Source organism: Planococcus maritimus, assembly GCF_001592825.1.
Classification (GTDB): domain Bacteria; phylum Bacillota; class Bacilli; order Bacillales_A; family Planococcaceae; genus Planococcus; species Planococcus maritimus_C.
The window spans coordinates 1132957-1152184 of the sequence record NZ_LTZG01000001.1 but is presented as its reverse complement, the minus strand read 5'-3'; the positions used below and the strand labels follow the sequence as shown (position 1 = coordinate 1152184).

Here is a 19228-nt window from a genome sequence, read left to right as displayed (position 1 = left end):
TCATTAGTTCTGATTGTCTTTCTATCAGAAAATTCGTACTTCCTTTGTGGTACATTTTTGTAAAACAAGTGGAGGGGGAGACAGTATGGTGAAGATGAAACAGAACCGATGGAGAGCAGCGGGTTTGCTCATAGCGGCAGGTGCTTTGGCGGCATCGCCATTGAAAATGGGGAGTGATGTAAGGATGGCAGGGGCAGACGGGGAATATGCAGAGTTAACCGCGCAAGTGAATGAAATTCTCCAAGATGAAAGTCTAGACGGCGCACTAGCAGGCGTCAGCATCCGAAAAGCAAACAGCGGAGAACGAATATACGATCACTTCGGCGACATCCGTTTGAAACCGGCTTCTAATATGAAGCTGTTCACTTTAGCGGCGGCACTGGAGACCTTAGGGGAAGATCACCGATTCTCGACAGAAATCCATACAGATGGAGAACTGAAAGGCAAAGTGCTGCAAGGAAATCTTTATTTAAAAGGCAAAGGCGACCCGACATTGCTCGAGGAGGATTTCGAGCGTTTTGCAAAAGAATTGAAAACACAAGGCATACATAAAGTAAAAGGCGACCTAATCGGCGACGATAGCTGGTTTGACGATGAGCGCTTATCAGAAGACATGACTTGGAAAAATGAAGTGTATTATGTCGGGGCACAAGTATCTGCCTTGACCGCTTCTCCGAACTCGGATTACGATGCGGGATCGATCATTGTAGAAGCAAATGCTGGCACTGCGGCAGGAGACCCAGCAAAGGTTAGCCTGACTCCGGAAACAGATTACGTGACCGTCAAAAATAAAGCCCAGACAGTGGCGGCCGGGGAACCGAAAACGCTTAGCATCACTCGAGACCACGGCACCAATGAAATCATCGTGGAGGGCAATATTCCGGAACAAGGCAGCCGGACACGCGAGTGGATTGCCGTGGATGAACCATCCGGCTATGCACTCAGCCTGTTCGAAAAAGCGCTCGGCAATGAAGGCATCGAGCTGATCGGAAATTCCGAAACAAAAATGGGCATCACCCCCGAAGGCAGCCACATGCTGTTGGAACATCAATCAATGACACTTGCGGAACTATCGATTCCCTTTATGAAACTCAGCAATAACAATCACGGTGAAGCATTGGCGAAACAAATGGGTCGTGTGGTGAACGGGGATGGCAGCTGGGAGTCAGGACTCGAAGTAATGGAGTCGACCGCCGGTAAGCTTGGCGTTAATACTCGAACGATTCATCTGCGCGACGCTTCCGGCATGTCCCATGTTAACTTGATTCCAGCGAATGAAATTTCACAACTACTGGCCGGAGCGCAAGACGCACCGTGGTTTGCTACTTTCCTCGACTCTTTACCGGTCGCGGGCGCTTCGGAACGACTGGTCGGTGGGACGTTGCGCTATCGTATGAGAGGGACAGCAGCAGAAGGCAATGTCCAGGCAAAAACCGGCAGCTTGTCATCAGTCTCATCTCTTGCAGGATATGCAACAACACAAGACGGTGAACGGCTGATCTTTGCCATCATCCTAAACAACGATCTCACCCATGTAACGCCTGTGGAAAATGCGATTGCTGAAGCGATTGCTGGATACCGAGCCGAGTAATGGGCAAAGCTTTCGCCTTTCTAATAGCGGGAATGAATGGCCCTGTTCAATTTTAAAAAACTTCTGTAGGGTGAATGTATTGAGAATTCGAATAATTTAGGAGTGAAGGCATGAGACCGATTATCGGTATTACCGCATCGAAAGAATTAGGGAAAGACGAGTATAATGTAGAGCTTGCGGATACAGAGGCTGTTGTGCGTGCAGGGGGATTGCCCATCATGCTGCCGCATATCGAAGGGCAAGACGGACTGGATGAACTTGCTGAGCATATAGATGGCTTATTTCTTGCAGGTGGCTGGGACATTGATCCGACTTTATTCGGCGAAGAGCCGCATCCAGGCCTTGGCGTCATCATTCCATCGCGTGATCGGTTTGAACTGGAACTGCTAGAAAAAGTGCTGGAAAAAAACAAGCCGGTGTTGGCGATTTGCCGGGGCGCACAGATTTTAAATATCGCAGCAGGCGGGGACATGTATCAGGATACGCCATCTCAACTGTCTGGTAACTTGCTGCAACACCAGCAACGGGCACCTAGAGAACACGGCTCTCATTTTGTCGAGGTCAAGGAAGGTTCATTATTGCACCGGCTAACGGATTCTCTGAAACTCAAGGTCAATAGCCGCCACCATCAATCGAACCGCCACGTACCAGATCATTATCTTGTGTCTGGAATCGCGAGTGATGGGGTCATAGAAGCAATTGAAAGCAAAGTGCATGGTTTCGCACTTGGGTTGCAATGGCATCCGGAAAACATGGCGCGGGCAGGCGATGAAGCCTCTTTGCGCATCTTCCAAGGCTTTGTCCGTGCCTGCACAGAAGAAGGGGATGAGTAAGTGCACATCATCGACACGCATTGCGATGCCCTGCTGAAATTGCAGATAGCGAAGCGCAACGAATTGTTCTCTGGAAAACCGTTGCGCTTTCTCGACGGGGCAGAACTCGACACCAATTTCCTGCGCTTGCAGCAAGGTGGCGTCAAAGTGCAGTTTTTCGCAGTCTTCGTACACCCGGAACTGCCGGACAATGAAAAATGGCAGCATTGTTTGGAGCAAGTCGATTTGTTTTACAGCGAAGTGCTTGAGCAACCACGAATGAAACACATCCGCACCTGGCAAGACATCGATACGCTCGAGCCCGGTGAAATCGGGGCTGTACTGGCGCTTGAAGGGGCGGATGCTTTCGGGAATGATCTGGTGAAACTGCGGCAGCTCTACAGGCTCGGCGTGTTATCGCTTGGATTGACGTGGAATTTTGCCAACCTTTGTGCGGACGGTGTCGGGGAGCCTAGAGGTGGCGGATTAACGATGCTTGGCAAGCGAGTGGTGGAGTTGAACAACGAATACCATGTCTTCACGGATGTCTCTCATTTGTCGCGTGCAGCATTTTGGGAAGTGATGCAACTTGCCGATTACCCAATAGCCAGCCATTCTAATGCACGGGAATTATGCGACCATCCCCCGAATCTGGAGGATGAGCAAATCGAGGCCATGTTTTTGCGCAATGGATTGATTGATGTCGTGTTTTGTCCGGAATTCATCAACCCCGCAAGCCAGCAGGCGACGATCGAGGATTTACTGCGCCATATCGATCATCTTTGTACGCTCGGCGGGGAACGCCACGTCGGCTTAGGCTCCGATTTTGACGGCATTTCCGCTCACGTCACGGGACTTGAAGACGCCTCGGCTTACCCGAAGTTGATCGAGGCTTTGCAAAAACGTTATTCAGAAACACAAGTAGAAGGATTTGCATTCCGGAATTTCCTATCGCATCGCCCTGGTATGGGGACAAACCAGAGCAAGACGTAAAAAAGCCATCCGCTAATTCAAGCGGATGGCTTTCGGCCTTAGTAATTGTTCATTGAGGATTCTGTATTGCCGGATTCAGCGGTTTGCAATTTGCTTTCTTCCGAATCGCTCTTGGCGTGTCGATGACGGTGCAAAATCGCATTGATTTCAGCTCCGACAACCAAGATCAAGCCTGTCAGGAAGAACCAAAGGATCAAGACAATTAATCCGCCAAGGCTTCCGTATGTCGCCGAATAGCTCCCGAAATTCGATACATAGAATGAAAACCCAAGGGAGACCAGTTGCCACAAAACAGTAGCGATGACGGCGCCGATGATGACTTCCTTGAACGGGAAGTTTTTGTTTGGCGCAAACTTATAGAGCATCGCCAGGACCAAGCTCATAACGACGATTGAAATGACCCAACGAAGAACTTGGAAAATGATTTCCGTCTGCTCAGGCAGGCTCAGGAACTCACTGATGACATTGATGATCGTACCGCCAAAGATTGGCAGAACGAGTGCAACGATAACCGCAATCAGCATGAACAGCGTCAAGACAATCGCCAATCCTTTTTTTACGACGAAAGAACGGGTTTCTTCTACATCGTAGGCTTGGTTGGTCGCTTCCATGAATGCAGTCATGGCGTTCGATGCAGACCAAAGCGTACCGAGAATACCGAAAGTCAATAGGCCACCAGATGGTGTCGTGACCACACTGACGATGGTATCTTCAAAAGTATTGGCGACTTCCCCCGGAAGGATAGTGCCGATAAAATCGACAGCCCGCTGTGGGTCGATCTGCAAATACGGCAGGATGGCCAGCAGCAAAATTAATAAGGGGACAATTGCCAGTAGATAATAATAAGCTTGGGCTGCCGCAAGTGTCGTCGCGTGGTCTTTTTTAAATTCTTGGCCAAGTTCTTTGGCATAAGACGTCATTTTGCTCATAACTTCGTACCTCCATTTTCTTTTGTAAAGTTATTATGTATATGCCCTGTACGGCCAGGCATTAACCTTAAAAAAGAAAAATATCCATTTGGCAGCCCTGCAGATTGCTTCAATCGATGAGACGAATGCCGAGAAGGTCGTTAAATCCAATCTGGACAGCTTTAGTTCCGTTCAAAACCTGCACTGTTCGGCTAAATAGGTCGATCGAAACAATGACACCTGATAGGGTAGCGAGCCCATCGCTCCAATAGCGAAGTTCCACCATGCATTGCCGCTGGTGAGCCAGGCCGATTTCTTCCTGCAGTAAATCAAGTTCTTCCTCATCGAGATGGGGCTTATGCTTAGCAGGTTCATCGTCCCGCCATTCCCGCAGCATGCGGACATGTTCCGGCAGCATCAGCGCCCCCCATTTTAATTGCCCCCTATCGATTACATTTCCTTTAACGATCAAATGCTGATTCTTTTTCATCTTAACCACTCCTTTCTTAAGAATAAGAACATTTGTTCTTATCGTATAGAAAGAAAGGCTAACGGTCAATTGCTTATTTTTCCAAAAAAAAGGGGCAGCCCGTGGGCAGCCCTTTTATGCGTCGATTTCCGATTCTTCGATTTTCTCGAAAGCGATTTTTAGGATGTGGTGGTTTTCCATGGCGATGATTTCCCAGTGGTAGCCGCCTTTTTCGAATGCATCCCCGGCTTCGGCTTCAATCAGCTGATGCTGCATCCAACCGGCAATGGTATCAATTTCGTCGCTGTCTGCAAATTTCAAGCTGAACCGCTCTTCCAAATCCTTCAACAGGACACGGCCATTGACTACATAGCGGGTGTCGCTTTCTCTTACAATTTCAGCTTCTTCTTCCTCATCGAACTCATCCCGGATTTCGCCTACAATTTCTTCCAAGATGTCTTCCATTGTAATCAACCCGGACGTGCCGCCATATTCGTCAATGACAAGTGCGATATGGGTACGCTCTTTCTGCATTTTCACGAGTGCCATTTGCAAAGGGGTGGTCTCGTGGAAATACGGCAGGTCGTGGATGAGTTGTGTCATTTGAACATCGTTGTTAATCGCGTAATGGGTCAGCACTTCCTTAGCATTGATAAAGCCGACCAGATCATCTTTGTCGCCATCGCGTGCAATCGGGTAGCGGGTAAAACGATGCTCCCGCAGTTCCGCGAGCAATTCATCCGTAGACAAATCATCGGGAAAAGCGACCATTTGCGTGCGCGGGATCATGACATCCTTGGCGCTGCGTTCATCAAACGCAAAAATGTTCTGCATATAGGACAGTTCCGTCTGGTTGATTTCGCCGCTCTGGAAACTCTGGGCCATGATGATTTTCAGTTCTTCTTCTGAATGGGCTTGTTGTTCGCCGGCAGGTTCGACACCGAACATGCGAAGCAGCAAACGGGCAGAGCCGTTCAAGACGAAAATGAACGGGTACATGATTTTCCCGAAGATATAAAGCGCAGGGGCCAGCGACAAAGTCATGCGTTCCGCAAATTGCAATGCCAGCGATTTTGGCGCCAATTCGCCGATGACGACATGCAAAAATGTCACCAGTGCAAAAGCGAGGGCAAATGAGACGATCGTCGAAACAGCTGAAGGGACACCGAGCCAGTCGAATAGCGGGTGAAGAAGCGTTTCGACAGTCGGTTCCCCTAGCCAACCAAGGCCAAGGGCGGTCACTGTAATGCCGAGCTGGCAGGCGGATAAATAATAATCCAGGTCACTGACGACTTTCTTGACGATGACGGCTTTTTTATTGCCTTCGTCAATCAGCTGTTCGATGCGCGACATGCGGACTTTGACGACAGCAAACTCGGCACCGACGAAAAATGCGGTTAATGCGATGAGTAAAACGAGAAGAGCTAAATTCAGTAAAAGTATGGGGTCCAATAAATTCCCTTAAATAAGGGATTCACCTCCGAGATAGTTTCTTCTAATTTATCACAAGTCAGCGAACTCTGCCCGGAAATTCATTAATGGGCTTCAAGAACACGTTTGGTGATTTTGCGGATATCGATGGCTGTGTCTTCCGTCATGATGTCATCGAGGATAACGTTACGGAAATAGTCGACGCTTGCTGTAAGCGGAAGGTCGAGAATTTTGCTGAGCGCTATCCGGTACATTTTCAAGAATTCCTTATCGGTATTGCCGCGTTTTAATTCAGCGAACGCTTCGTAGAACTGGTCAAGCTTATCGGCGAACTCCAATAGCCGGCCTTCAAGCGATTCGTCTTTGCCTTCTTTCATGCGGTCAAAAAACACTTCCTGGAACTCTTCCGGAATTTCTTTCAGGATAAATTTCTCCATCATGCCTTCCTCGACTTTTGCGAGGATTTCCTTGAGTTCTGGAGATGCGTATTTCACCGGGGTTTTGATATCACCGATGAAGACTTCGGCAAAATCATGGTTGATGGTCCGTTCGTAAAGGGACTTCCAATCGACGGGACGGCCTTCGCGTTCTTCGATCGTAGCGAAGAACATGGCGTACTGGCTGACTTTCCAAGAATGTGCTGCGACATTATGCTCTTCAAATTTAAAGCGTCCCGGCGCGCGATTGATTCGCTCCAAATCATTTAATGAGGTGAAAAAACGGTGAATGCCCATGAAAAACGACTCCTTTTTGCTAATTTCCTTGTCTTCAGCATACCCGAAAACCGTTATAATAGAAATCAATGAACCATTTTATTCATAAAGGAGCACAAATAGCTATGACAGGAAAAACACACATCACGGGCGGCATCGCAGCAAGTCTGGCATTTGCGCAAATATCTCATTACGAACCGGCTATTCTATTGATCGGCGGGGTAGCCGGTGCGTTGATTCCGGATATCTGCCATGGCTCGAGTACGATAGGCCGGGCACTGCCATTTTTATCGAAGATCATCAGTGCTCTTTTCGGCCACCGGACATTTACGCATAGCCTTGTCTTTTTGTTTTTGACGATGGCGTTATTTGAAGCCGTTGGGCTGAATGAAGCACTGGCGACAGGAATCATTGTTGGGATGGCCAGCCATCTGTTGCTGGATATGGCGACCAAAAGGGGCATCAAACTATTATTTCCACTGCGCGTTACGGTGCGCTTGCCGCTGACGACATCAACGGGCAGCTTCACGGAATATATCGTATTTGCGGTTTTGTCGCTGCTGTCGGTTTATTTCGGCTATGATCTGTTCAACTTTTCTTAAGACGTTTTAAGCAGTTCTCTTAGGGAATAGGAGAGGAAAATAGCTCAAGAGGAGGAAACACCATGCCTAGAGACGAATTTTCCAGAGACGCTAACCCGACAAGAGAGACGGACCGCAGGAAACGTGAAGAGTTTGAAGGGATCGACCGAGAATCGCAGGAAGACGGCGAGAAACTGAGAAAGCAAAGCGGCCACAGTGATACTGGGGTCGGTGATGAACGAAATCCGATCGGCGAATCGGAAGAGGGCTGACAAATATTGTTGAGAGGAAGCTGCCGGGCCACCGGCAGCTTTTTTGCATGGCAGTCAATCCAAGAAAAGTGGAGAGTTGAAATTGATGGGGAAAAGCATATCGAGAGAAAGCCGCTTGAAAAAAAGCCATGCTTTCTAGACGGATGAGCCCACAGCCCTTGTCCTCAAAAATGAAAACGGATACACTGGATAAAATGGAATAAACAAGAAATTTATTGCTTAAAAATGGAGGGATACTATGTTTTCGACAACGTGGGGCTGGATGTGAGAAAAGCACGAACAGGCAAAGGATATGCTGCGGTTTTTCGCTAAGCCTGGTTCGATTCCTCAAGGGGATGACCCGGATCGTGCGGAAGATGCAGGTACATACGATGAACGTTTCAAAAAGAAAAGCTATAACAAACCGCAGCTGATTGGGCTGATACTCGGCCCTTTACTGTTTGCTTTAACGCTGCTGTTCGTGAATCCGGAAGGCTTGACGCCAGATGCGAAAGCGGTACTTGCCAGCACCATTTGGATCGCGACGTGGTGGATCACCGAAGCGATTCCGATCCCCGCGACTTCGCTCTTGCCGATTGTCTTGTTTCCTTTAACTGAGGGCTTGGATGTTGGATCGACCACTTCTGCTTACGGAAATGATACGATTTTCCTGTTCATGGGCGGCTTTATGATTGCCTTGACGATGGAAAAATGGAATTTGCATAAACGCATTGCTTTGACCATCATTTCCTTAATCGGCACGAATACCGAACGAATCATACTCGGATTTATGGTGGCAACCGGGTTCTTGTCGATGTGGATTTCCAATACGGCCACAGCCATGATGATGGTGCCAATTGGTCTGGCGATTATTTATCAAGTGTCGGAAGCGCTGAAGCACGATGATTCCATGGACACTTCCCGGGAAAACTTCAGTTTCGGGAAAGCGCTCATGCTCGGCATTGCGTATTCCGCGTCTCTTGGCGGAATTGCGACTTTGATTGGGACGCCGCCGAACACCTTGCTTGCCGGCGCAGTCAATGAAATTTACGGCATCGAAATCACATTTGCTGAATGGATGCTGTTCGGCGTGCCGCTCGCCTGGATCTTTATTTTTGTGGCTTGGTTTTATTTGATCAAGATTGCCTTTCCATTGAAGTTAAAGGAATTACCGGGTGGCAGTGCCGTCATCAAACAACAGAAGACGGAGTTGGGCAAGGCTTCCTACGAAGAAAAAATTGTTTTCGCGATTTTCCTGTTAGCAGCTTTTTCATGGATTACCCGTTCGTTTTTACTAGTGGAATTTTTACCGGGCCTGAACGACGCCATGGTTGGATTGATCGCTGCATTAATATTATTTGCGATCCCGTCAAAAAATAGACAGGGCGACCATTTGCTGGATTGGTCGACGGCGGTTAAATTGCCATGGGGCATCTTGCTGCTCTTTGGCGGCGGTTTGGCAATTGCCGCAGGCTTCACCCAATCCGGGCTTTCCGAATGGGTGGGCGGCCAGTTGATCGGCCTGCAAGGGATTCATGTATTGATCATCGTCCTGGTCGTAGCAGCATTCGTACTGTTCTTGACAGAAATCACCTCCAATACCGCTACAGCATCGATGATGTTCCCGATCATGGCTTCACTGGCAGTGGCGCTCGGCATCCATCCGTATGCGCTCATGGTGACGGCTGCTGTCACAGCATCCTGCGCCTTTATGCTACCGGTGGCAACACCGCCTAATGCGGTTGTTTTCGGCTCGGGCTATTTGAAAATTATTGATATGGCGAGAGCCGGGTTTATTTTGAACATCTTCGGGATTGTTTTTGTTGGCCTTGCCGTTTATTACTTCCTGCCGCTTGTCTGGGGCATCGACTTATTGAGCACGCCGGCAAAATTTCTTGAATAAAAAAGGAGCCGCCTCAGATGACCGAGGCGGCTCTTTTTCTGTGCCAAGAGACGAGCAATACGTAGCAGGCCGGCATGATGGCGCATAGCAAGATCAGCGTATTCCATCCAAAACGGGTCCAAATCGGGCTGAGCAATGAACTTCCGGCAGCGACGCCAATATAATAAGACACAAGATAAAGGCTAGAGGCACTGCCTTTATGGTGCGTAGCTTGCTGGCCGACAGAAGCGGCAGTCAGCGAGTGGGCGGTGAAAAAACCGAGACATGCCACACATAAACCCACGGCTACCATCCATAGCACTGGGGCGAGTGTCATTAAGATACCAGCCGAAAAAATGAACACGCCGATGATGCGGACACGCCGTAAGCCGAACACTTCGGCGACGCGGCCAGCAAGCGGCGAACCGATGACCCCGATGCCATAAGCGAAGAATAGATAAGAAATCGCCTGCAGCGACATAGAGAAAGGCGGTTTTTCAAGATGGAACGGTAAATACGTCCAGACACCGGTAAAGGCGATTTGGAGAATGGCCCCAAGCCCGAATACCACAAGCAACGACGGGTTTTTTAAATGGAAAAGAAAGCCTTCGATGTCTTTTGAAAAAGTCAGTTCGCTCGGTTCAAAATGATGAGAGGGTGGCAATAGCAAAAACACAACAATAAATAAAGCAAAGCCGGTTGCGCCAAATCCGAAAAATGTCAGCTGCCAGGAAAACGCATCGGTCAAAAATCCGGTTAGGACGCGTCCGAGCATGCCACCAAGAGCATTGCTCGATATGTATAAAGCAGTAGCATAAGCAATGTTCTTCCGGTCGATCTCCTCACTGATATAAGCAAGTGCTGCGGCGGGGACTCCTGCGAGCGCGAAGCCCTGGATCAAGCGCAGCAGGAGAAAGATGTTGAATGATTCGACAAATGGCAGGATAAAAAATGGGATGGCAGAACCGGCTAGCGACCAAATGATATAGGAGCGCCGGCCGTTGCGGTCCGAGAAAAATCCTAGAACGATCAAGCCAACAATCAACCCGACGATAGTCAGCGACAGAGACAGGCTGGAAGTGGAAACCGATATCCCGAAATCGGCGACGAATACGGGCAGCAAAGGCTGGACCGAGTAGATATTGGCGAAAATAAACAACGAAGCCAGCAATAAGCTGGCGATGATTTTCCAGAAATCCCGGTCCCGTACTGTATATTTACGTTTTTCCATGAACGCCATCACTTCCGTTTCGTAAATGCATGTGTGGTCCATTCTACCACTCATACCCTAAATATACCCAGTAAAAAAAGCCGCAAAAAAGCCCGCATTTTAAATGCGGGATAAACCTTATAGCTTATTGAAATATGCAAGGATTTGTTTACGGGTAGGTTCTTGCAGGCGATAGCGCAATTCCTTATTTTGGGTATTAACGAGATGATAGGCCGGGTTTTCGACAACCGTAAACTTCCAATGCGGTTTCACGTTCTTTTTCTTCAATTGCAGTTCAGGCGGCATCATCTTGTCAGTGAAACTTTCAAGCTTAGCCATTAAGAACGTATCCATATAGCGGACGATAACAAACCCTTGATGCTTTTCCGGGTCATATTTTGAGAGATTGTACTCACTTACGTCAAAGCCTTTTTCGTAGCGTTGAACAGACGGAGAAAGGACAAAAAAGTCCTCATTGTAAAAAACATTCGAGTTGCCGAATTGCTTGAGGCCCAATTCCTCAACCAAAAGATCCTTATTGACCAAATTCATTTCGCGCGCAGTAGCCATGCAATTCCTCCTCATTTCCTTATAGTCTCTCTATTATAACATTCTTTTCGCTTGAACGCTGAAGAGGCCTGAGTAAAGAGGTGAACAGCGGATTGCTGAAGTATTTTGAAAAATCTGTTATATTTAAAATGAATATACGCAAGGAGGGATTTCAGTGTGCGGAAGGTTTGCATTATATGCAGATTACGCGGCGCTGCTTGAGCGTTTTAATATTGAAGAAGCTGCTCTAGAGCAAGGACTCTATGAGAAAAATTACAATGTGGCACCTTCCCAGCAAATCGCTGCGGTCATCAATGACGGCAAGCAGAACCGACTTGGGACATTTCGTTGGGGTCTTATCCCATCTTGGGCAAAAGATCACAAAATCGGCTACAAGATGATCAATGCACGCGGAGAGACAGCGGCAGAAAAGCCCAGTTTCCGAACGGCTTTTAGAAAAAGACGCTGCTTGATTCCGGCAAGCGCATTTTACGAGTGGAAAAAGGGCGAGGGCAGCAAAACACCCATGCTTATCCATTTGGAAGATGATGAATTGTTCGCATTCGCAGGATTATGGGAATCCTGGAAAGCGCAGGACGGGCAAATGGTTCATAGCTGTACGATTTTAACGACGGAGCCGAATGCCCTGATGGCGGAGATTCATGATCGCATGCCGGTGATTTTATCGAAGAGCGACGAACAGGTCTGGCTTGACCCGAACGTCCAAGATCCCGAACTGTTGCAAGAACTCATCAAGCCTTATCAAAGGTCAGGGTTAGAGGCGTACGAAGTATCTGGCGCGGTCAATTCGCCGAAAAACAATGGGCAGGAATTGATTCAGAAAATCGGATGATCACACTTTCAAGGGAAGGGGAGGGTCATGGTGAAAAGCGGATTGATTTTGGAAGGCGGCGGCATGCGGGGCGTCTACACGGCAGGCGTGTTGCAGAAGCTTATGGAAGAGGATTTATTTATGGAGTATGTTATCGGGGTTTCGGCCGGTGCATGCAATGCCGTTTCCTATCTGTCGCGGCAAAGCGGCAGGAACCGCACAGTGATGATCGATTACGTCACACACCCCGATTATATTTCCATGAGAAATTTGCTGAAAAACCGGGAACTGTTCGGCATGAATTTGATTTTCGATGACATTCCGAATCGGCTTGTGCCATTTGATTATGAAAGATTCGATAAAGCGGCAGAAGAATTTGTCGTCGGGACCACTGATTGCATGACAGGGGAAGCCATCTACTACCGCAAGCCCCTGCCTCCTGACGAACTGCTTGCAGTTGTCCGGGCATCGAGCTCGTTGCCGTTCATGTCGCGTCCCGTAGAATTCGATGGGCGTTTTTTGATGGACGGAAGCCTCGCCGATCCGCTGCCAATCAAGCAAGCTTTGTCAGATGGCGTGACCAAGCCAATCGTTATAATGACAAGGGAACGAAATTATAGGAAACGCCAGACACCCCTTATGCGTCTCGCCCCTGCTTTTGCCCGACAGTACCCAGGGCTTGCGCGGGCTTTAGAAGAACGGCAGCGTGTTTACAATGAATCATTGGCGCACATAGAGGCGCTTGAAGCACAAGAACAGGCGATGATTATCCGGCCGCGCAATTTGCATAAGCTGCGTGGCATCGAGCGAGATCAGGAGCGGCTTGCAGCTTTATATGTCCAGGGTTACCGGGATGCAGAGTTAATGGTGCCGCGGATTCGAAAGTTCGTTCAAGCCCAACAAATAGTCAATGCAGAAAGGAGTTTGTGATGATTACTCAAATAGATCAGACAAACGAAAAAACCGCACGCGACATTCAGTCGATCCAACGGCCGGCTTACCGAATTGAAGCGGAACTGATGGGGTTCCATGATATTCCCCATCTCTCCGAAACGATTGAAGAAATCCAGCAAAGCGAAGAGACTTTTCTTGGGTATCAGGAAGAGTATTTGAAAGGGTTCATTTCCTATAAGGAAGAAGGCGGGATTGTCGATATTTATCGGCTTGTAGTGGACCCGCTTCAGTTTCGGCAAGGCATCGCCCGCACTCTGGTCGGACACTTGCTGGGACAGCATCGAAAGAAGGAGTTTATCGTCAGTACAGGGACAGCGAATGAGCCGGCCAGGAAACTATATGAATCGTTCGGCTTTCAGGAAGAAGAAATCTTTGAGGTTGCACCGGGTGTGACATGCACTCAATTTCGTCTTGCCAACTGACCACCCGCCGCCCAATTAAGTTTGGGCGGCGGGCTTTTTGCTTATGGGATTCTTTGCAAGCACATTTATTTATTTTTAATTCGAGATAATATAAAATGGAGGAAGTGGATATGTCCCTGTCCGCACAGAAAGGAGTGCGATTCAGATGATCAAAATCTTGCCGCGCATTAATGAATTGGCGCACAAAGAGCGTGATTACGGACTGAGCTATGAGGAAATCCGAGAGCAGCAAGTATTGCGCCGCGAGTATCTTCAGGAAATCCGTGGCCAAGTCGAGTCGACAGTAACGAATGTAACGGTCATTGATCCGCTTGGTGCCGATGTTACGCCAAGCAAAATCAAAGACTTGAAATAAGCGAAGAAACTTAAACGATTCGAGAGAGGAAGAACATAAATGAACGATTATTTAGTGAAAGCTTTGGCGTATGATGGCCAAATCCGTGCCTTTGCTGCGCGCACGACCGAAACAGTAAATGAGGCGCAACGACGCCATTACACCTGGCCGACCGCATCTGCGGCATTAGGCCGTTCGATGACAGCGAGCGTCATGCTTGGTGCGATGCTGAAAGGCGAAGAAAAGCTGACCATTAAAATCAACGGAGGCGGCCCGCTTGGCACGATCCTAGTCGATGCTAACGCAAAAGGCGAAGTGCGCGGGTATGTGTCCAATCCACAAACCCATTTCGATTTGAACGAACAAGGCAAACTCGATGTCCGCCGGGCAGTCGGGACAGAAGGGACACTGACTGTCTCTAAAGATATCGGGTTGCAGCATCCTTACGTTGGCCAAGTACCTATCGTCTCCGGCGAATTGGGCGATGATTTCACGCATTACATTGTAACCTCTGAACAAACGCCTTCTTCAGTCGGTGTTGGCGTCATCGTCAACCCAGACAATACTATTTTGGCTTCGGGTGGCTTTTTGATCCAACTGATGCCAGGTACAGATGAAAAAGTGATCACCCAGCTCGAACAGCGCCTCACTGAAATTCCGACCATTTCCAATATGGTGCGTGCCGGGTTGACGCCTGAAGAAATTCTAGACGAAGTACTGGGGAAAGAGAATGTTAAAGCACTTGATAAAATGCCCGTGAATTTCCAATGCCAATGTTCCCGTGAGCGCATTCAGAATGCGATTCAAGGGCTCGGGCCGGCGGAAATCGAAGACATCATTGAAACAGAAGGCCAGGCAGAAGCACAATGCCATTTCTGCAATGAGACTTACGTTTTCTCGAAAGGCCAATTACAGGAGATGCTCTCCTAATCTGACGAAAGCCTGAGGCCCTCCTCAGGCTTTTTTCAGGCTGTCAAGAAAGTTAAGAAGTCGTATTTTCCGAAGCTTATCGCACGACTCCGTGGGCTCGCGCCCAAGCCTCCTCAGCCGCTTCGCGCCTTGCGGGGTCTCGGTCGTCTCGCTTTACCACTGGAGTCGAGCGAACGCTTCTCCAAATACTGAGATAATTCGTTGGTTTTATTATTATGGAATAGTGTCACTCTCTTTTCGTTAATAGAGAAGTATAAACTTCTTCAACGTTCTGAAAAAGCCTGAGGTCCTCCTCAGGCTTTTTGATTTGGAAGCTTATGCACGGTATGGTATGATTTTATTATCTCGAATTAAAGATAATTAACTAGGGAGGTTATTTTCATGATGAAACATATTTACAATCCACCGGCGGACGCATCCAAGCCAACGTTTCTTTTGCTGCACGGAACCGGGGGCACGGAAACGGATTTGCTGCCAGCAGCGGGCCATATTGACCCGGAAGCCGGCGTATTGAGTGTCCGGGGCAATGTGTCGGAAAACGGCATGCCGCGCTTTTTCAAGCGTTTGTCTGAAGGGGTATTCGATATGGAAGATTTGCGCGAACGAACAGAGGAGTTGCATGGATTTATCGGCCAGGCAGCTGAAGAATACGGCTTCGATCGCAACAATGTCATTGCACTTGGCTATTCGAATGGCGCGAACATTGCTGCGAACCTGTTGTTTTCATACGAAAACTCATTGAAAGCGGCCATCTTGCATCATCCGATGGTGCCGGATCGTGATAAGGAATTGCCGAATCTTGAAAAAACCCGTGTCTTTATCGCCGCAGGGACGAACGACCCGATCTGCCCGAAAGTAGAATCGGAAGATCTCGAACAACTATTGAGCAAAGCGGGAGCTGCAGTCGAACTGCATTGGGAACACAATGGGCACCAGCTGACAATGGATGAATTGGTTGCCGCTAAAGCTTGGTATGAAAAAGGGTGAACAAAGCTTCTCCGTTACGGGGGAGCTTTTTCTTCGGCAAGAATTTTTCCGCATGCTTTGACAACCATGTCCTGCTTCGGTCATGATAAATAAAAACGAATTGAAGGAGGGATGACGGTGCAAAACAATCCGCGTATCACCGAACAGCTTGAAGCTTGGGTGAATGAAAACAAAGGGCATGCCGTTCTGGGTACCACAGCCCAGTACATACCAGCTTTGGGCAAAGTAGACCCAGGCAAACTGGGGATTTGCATGATCGACGAAGATGGCCATTATTATTGTGCAGGAGATACGGATAAGGAATTCACTCTGCAAAGTATATCCAAGGCGCTGACATTCGTAGCACTCAGCTGCCATTATGGATTGGACTTCGTCTTGGAGCGGGTGGATGTCGAGCCTACAGGCGAAGCATTCAACTCCATCGTGCCATTTGAAATCCATCGGCCAAACAAGCCATTCAATCCGTTTATCAACGCAGGAGCCATCACAATTTCCTCGCTGCTCCCTGGGCGAAACGGGCAAAAGAAATTTGAGTTCTTGAAAGGGTTCTTGGAAGAACTGCTCGGCCATCCCATTGAAATCGACAAGGAAGTTTACGATTCGGAATGGGCGACATCACACCGCAACCGGGCGCTCGCGTATTACTTGAAAGAAGCGAACTTCCTCGAGCTTGAAGTAGAAGAAGCGCTCGATATCTACATTAGCCAATGCGCAATCAAGATTTCAGTGAAGGACCTGGCGCTGCTTGGCTTGATCCTCGCTTACGACGGCTATAACCCAATCACCAAAGTCAAACATTTCTCCGAAGAAATTGCGCAAGTAACGAAAGTATTGATGGTTACTTGCGGCATGTACAATTCATCCGGCAATTTTGCGGCACATGTCGGAATTCCGGCAAAAAGTGGCGTCTCAGGCGGCATCATGGCCGCTGTTCCGCCAAAGCTGCACTCGCAAACTTATGAATTCCGCGCAGGGGCAGGCATTGGCGTTTACGGGCCAGCAATCGACGTGCAAGGCAATAGTGCTGCCGGAACGATGATGCTGCGGCAAATTTCGAAAGAATGGGATTTAAGCATTTTTTAATGAACAGAATAAAATTGGACAAGGCCTTGCAATGAGATTTTTCATTGCAGGGCCTTTTTTCGCAGGTTTAAAGTTTTTTCCATTTTATAGTTTTTAGTCACGGGGAGGGGGGTAGAGAAAGACTAAGGCAATACATAAAGAAACGAGGAGTGGGAAAATGGCAAAAGATCCAAAAAAAATCGATGAAAACAGCAAGAACGAACAATTGGAACAGTTTCGTTCAGACGATAGCGGCAAGGATTTGACGACGAATCAAGGATTGAAATTATCGGAAGATGAATTTTCCTTAAAAGCGGGTGAACGCGGGCCGACCTTGATGGAAGACTTTCATTTCCGTGAAAAAATGACCCATTTCGACCATGAGCGCATTCCAGAGCGTGTAGTCCATGCCCGTGGATTTGCGGCGCATGGTGAATTCGAAGCGTATGAATCACTAGAACATTTGACGAAAGCGAAATTTCTTTCGGAAAAAGGCAAGAAAACGCCAGTCTTCGTGCGCTTTTCTACAGTTGCGGGATCACGGGGTTCAGCAGAGACCGTCCGTGATGCGCGCGGGTTTTCAACTAAATTCTATACCGAGGAAGGAAATTATGACCTAGTCGGAAATAATATCCCGGTATTTTTCATCCAGGACGCCATCAAGTTCCCGGATTTGGTGCATGCCATCAAACCAGAACCACATAATGAAATTCCTCAAGCAGCGACGGCACACGATACGTTTTGGGACTTTGTCGCCAATAACCAGGAATCGGCACATATGGTCATGTGGACGATGTCTGATCGCGCCATTCCGAGAAGCTTGCGCACAATGGATGGATTCGGCGTCCATGCCTTCCGTTTCGTAAATGCGGAAGGGAAATCCCATTTTGTGAAATTCACTTGGAAATCAACGCTCGGCGTTCATTCCCTCGTATGGGACGAAGCGCAGAAGATAAACGGAAAAAACCCGGATTTCCATCGCGCCGATCTGCATGAATCGATCGAAAACGGAGACTATCCAGAATATGAACTAGGCGTCCAGATTGTTGCAGAAGAAGATGAGCATAAATTTGATTTCGATCTGTTGGATGCAACGAAAATGTGGCCGCAGGAAGAAATTCCAATCCACATCGTCGGCAAGATGACCTTGAACCGCAACGTCGATAACGTGTTTGCGGAAACAGAGCAAGTGGCATTCCACCCAGGACATGTAGTGCCGGGAATCGATTTCTCAAACGATCCATTGCTCCAAGGGCGCTTGTTCTCCTATACCGATACGCAATTGATTCGCCTTGGCGGGCCAAATTTCCATGAGCTTCCGATTAACCGTCCCGCTTGTCCGTTCCATAACAACCAGCGCGATGGATACGGCCGCCAGACGATCAATAAAGGGAAAGTTGCGTACCAGAAGAGTTCGTTCACTAACCATACACCAGCACCTGTCAGCGAAGAAGACGGCGGGTATGTTCATTACCAGGAGAAAGTGGAAGGGCGCAAAGTGCGTAAGCGCAGCGACAGCTTTAAAGACCACTTCTCACAAGCAACTATGTTCTGGAACAGCATGAGCGACGCAGAGCAACAGCACATTATCGCAGCATTCAGCTTCGAGCTAGGTAAATGCGACAGCATCGACATCCGCCAGCAAGTCGTGGACATGTACGCCAACGTCAACTTAAAACTTGCCCAGGAAATAGCAGGGAATATCGGTGTCAAAGCGCCTCAAACCGGCAACACGGATACAAGTAAAAAGTCGCCGGCGTTAAGCCAGGAAAATACCATCAAAACAGCCAAAACACGTAAAGTAGGCGTTATCGTATCGCCTGATTTCAATTCCAAGGAAGTTGTGGAAGTATTGGACCAATTGGAATCAAAAGGGCTGCAATACGAAATCATCAGTGAAAAACAAGGAAAACTCGAAGTAGGAAATGGCAAGCAACTCATGATCGACCATACCTTCACAACGGCAGATCCAGTGTTATTCGATGCTATTTATGCTGTCGGTGGCCCGGAAATCAGCAAAAAATTTGCGCGCAATGCTGCCTATTACGTTACGGAAGCCTTTAATCACTTCAAGCCGATTGGCGCTACGCATGAAGGCAAGAAATGGTTGGATGCCAATGGTTACACCGGAGAGCCAGGGGTCATCACAGGAGATTCCATGACAGCTTTTGCAGACGATTTTGTTGAGGCCATTGCGGCACACCGTCATTGGAATCGTGAAGTTTAATCATAAATTGATGGGAAAGCAAAGTTTCGCGATGTTCCAAACTGAAAAGCTTTGATAATACACCCGAGGGGGAATTTCGACATTTCGAAA

General features: G+C 48.3%; 20 protein-coding genes. 14 read left to right on the top strand and 6 right to left on the bottom strand.

Translation table 11 applies throughout. The annotated features are described in order from the left end of the window. The first annotated feature begins 85 nt into the window (after nt 1–85). From dacB to AY633_RS05625, 3 genes are all read left to right on the top strand, one after another. Nucleotides 86–1591 (top strand): D-alanyl-D-alanine carboxypeptidase/D-alanyl-D-alanine endopeptidase, encoded by a 1506-nt coding sequence (dacB, locus tag AY633_RS05635; protein WP_249929392.1) that lies wholly within the window; start codon nt 86–88, stop codon nt 1589–1591. Between the two features lie 110 nt (nt 1592–1701). Next, nucleotides 1702–2424: a gamma-glutamyl-gamma-aminobutyrate hydrolase family protein gene (locus AY633_RS05630; protein WP_068487258.1), complete on the top strand. Its 723-nt coding sequence runs from the start codon at nt 1702–1704 to the stop codon at nt 2422–2424. Beyond that, nucleotides 2425–3396: a dipeptidase gene (locus AY633_RS05625; RefSeq protein ID WP_068487256.1), complete on the top strand. Its 972-nt coding sequence runs from the start codon at nt 2425–2427 to the stop codon at nt 3394–3396. It abuts the gene before it with no gap. Between the two features lie 38 nt (nt 3397–3434). Here the strand turns inward: AY633_RS05625 and AY633_RS05620 are convergent, their stop codons facing one another. From AY633_RS05620 to AY633_RS05605, 4 genes are all read right to left on the bottom strand, one after another. Then, nucleotides 3435–4325, bottom strand: a complete 891-nt coding sequence (locus AY633_RS05620; RefSeq protein WP_068487254.1) for a YihY/virulence factor BrkB family protein — start codon at nt 4323–4325, stop codon at nt 3435–3437. A gap of 109 nt (nt 4326–4434) precedes the next feature. Continuing rightward, nucleotides 4435–4794, bottom strand: a complete 360-nt coding sequence (locus AY633_RS05615; protein ID WP_068487252.1) for a YolD-like family protein — start codon at nt 4792–4794, stop codon at nt 4435–4437. Nucleotides 4795–4908: 114 nt separating this feature from the next. Further along, entirely contained in the window at nt 4909–6225 is a 1317-nt protein-coding gene (locus AY633_RS05610) for a hemolysin family protein (protein WP_068487250.1), read from the bottom strand. 83 nt (nt 6226–6308) lie between these two features. Next, nucleotides 6309–6938 (bottom strand): YfbR-like 5'-deoxynucleotidase, encoded by a 630-nt coding sequence (locus AY633_RS05605; RefSeq protein ID WP_068487248.1) that lies wholly within the window; start codon nt 6936–6938, stop codon nt 6309–6311. 104 nt (nt 6939–7042) lie between these two features. Here AY633_RS05605 and AY633_RS05600 point away from each other — a divergent pair, with 104 nt between their 5' ends. The 3 genes from AY633_RS05600 (at nt 7043) to AY633_RS05590 (ending at nt 9652) form a co-directional block, all read left to right on the top strand. Continuing rightward, nucleotides 7043–7519: a metal-dependent hydrolase gene (locus AY633_RS05600; protein WP_068487246.1), complete on the top strand. Its 477-nt coding sequence runs from the start codon at nt 7043–7045 to the stop codon at nt 7517–7519. 62 nt (nt 7520–7581) lie between these two features. Next, on the top strand, nt 7582–7770 hold the full coding sequence (locus AY633_RS05595; protein WP_068487244.1) for a hypothetical protein: 189 nt from the start codon (nt 7582–7584) through the stop codon (nt 7768–7770). Between the two features lie 292 nt (nt 7771–8062). Further along, nucleotides 8063–9652, top strand: a complete 1590-nt coding sequence (locus AY633_RS05590; protein WP_249929391.1) for an SLC13 family permease — start codon at nt 8063–8065, stop codon at nt 9650–9652. A 13-nt stretch (nt 9653–9665) separates the two neighbouring features. Here AY633_RS05590 and AY633_RS05585 read toward each other — a convergent pair whose 3' ends face one another. Then, entirely contained in the window at nt 9666–10862 is a 1197-nt protein-coding gene (locus AY633_RS05585; protein ID WP_068487877.1) for an MFS transporter, read from the bottom strand. 117 nt (nt 10863–10979) lie between these two features. Next, nucleotides 10980–11411 (bottom strand): hypothetical protein, encoded by a 432-nt coding sequence (locus tag AY633_RS05580; RefSeq protein WP_058382819.1) that lies wholly within the window; start codon nt 11409–11411, stop codon nt 10980–10982. Nucleotides 11412–11565: 154 nt separating this feature from the next. Between AY633_RS05580 and AY633_RS05575 the strand changes: the two genes are divergently transcribed. From AY633_RS05575 to AY633_RS05540, 8 genes are all read left to right on the top strand, one after another. Continuing rightward, nucleotides 11566–12243, top strand: a complete 678-nt coding sequence (locus tag AY633_RS05575; RefSeq protein WP_068487242.1) for an SOS response-associated peptidase — start codon at nt 11566–11568, stop codon at nt 12241–12243. A gap of 27 nt (nt 12244–12270) precedes the next feature. Next, on the top strand, nt 12271–13152 hold the full coding sequence (locus AY633_RS05570; protein WP_068487240.1) for a patatin-like phospholipase family protein: 882 nt from the start codon (nt 12271–12273) through the stop codon (nt 13150–13152). Beyond that, nucleotides 13152–13598: a GNAT family N-acetyltransferase gene (locus tag AY633_RS05565; protein WP_068487238.1), complete on the top strand. Its 447-nt coding sequence runs from the start codon at nt 13152–13154 to the stop codon at nt 13596–13598. Before AY633_RS05570 ends, AY633_RS05565 begins: the two co-directional genes overlap by 1 nt. A gap of 145 nt (nt 13599–13743) precedes the next feature. Next, complete coding sequence (locus tag AY633_RS05560; protein ID WP_171900909.1) at nt 13744–13953, top strand: DUF896 domain-containing protein; 210 nt, start codon at nt 13744–13746, stop codon at nt 13951–13953. Between the two features lie 39 nt (nt 13954–13992). Then, nucleotides 13993–14862 (top strand): Hsp33 family molecular chaperone HslO, encoded by an 870-nt coding sequence (gene hslO, locus AY633_RS05555; RefSeq protein ID WP_068487236.1) that lies wholly within the window; start codon nt 13993–13995, stop codon nt 14860–14862. Between the two features lie 384 nt (nt 14863–15246). Then, nucleotides 15247–15849, top strand: a complete 603-nt coding sequence (locus AY633_RS05550) for an alpha/beta hydrolase (protein ID WP_068487876.1) — start codon at nt 15247–15249, stop codon at nt 15847–15849. 111 nt (nt 15850–15960) lie between these two features. After that, complete coding sequence (gene glsA / locus AY633_RS05545) at nt 15961–16932, top strand: glutaminase A (protein ID WP_068487234.1); 972 nt, start codon at nt 15961–15963, stop codon at nt 16930–16932. A 157-nt stretch (nt 16933–17089) separates the two neighbouring features. Next, nucleotides 17090–19138 carry a catalase gene (locus AY633_RS05540; protein ID WP_068487232.1) on the top strand — a complete coding sequence of 683 codons (2049 nt, stop codon included), beginning with the start codon at nt 17090–17092 and terminating at the stop codon, nt 19136–19138. Nucleotides 19139–19228 lie beyond the last annotated feature (90 nt).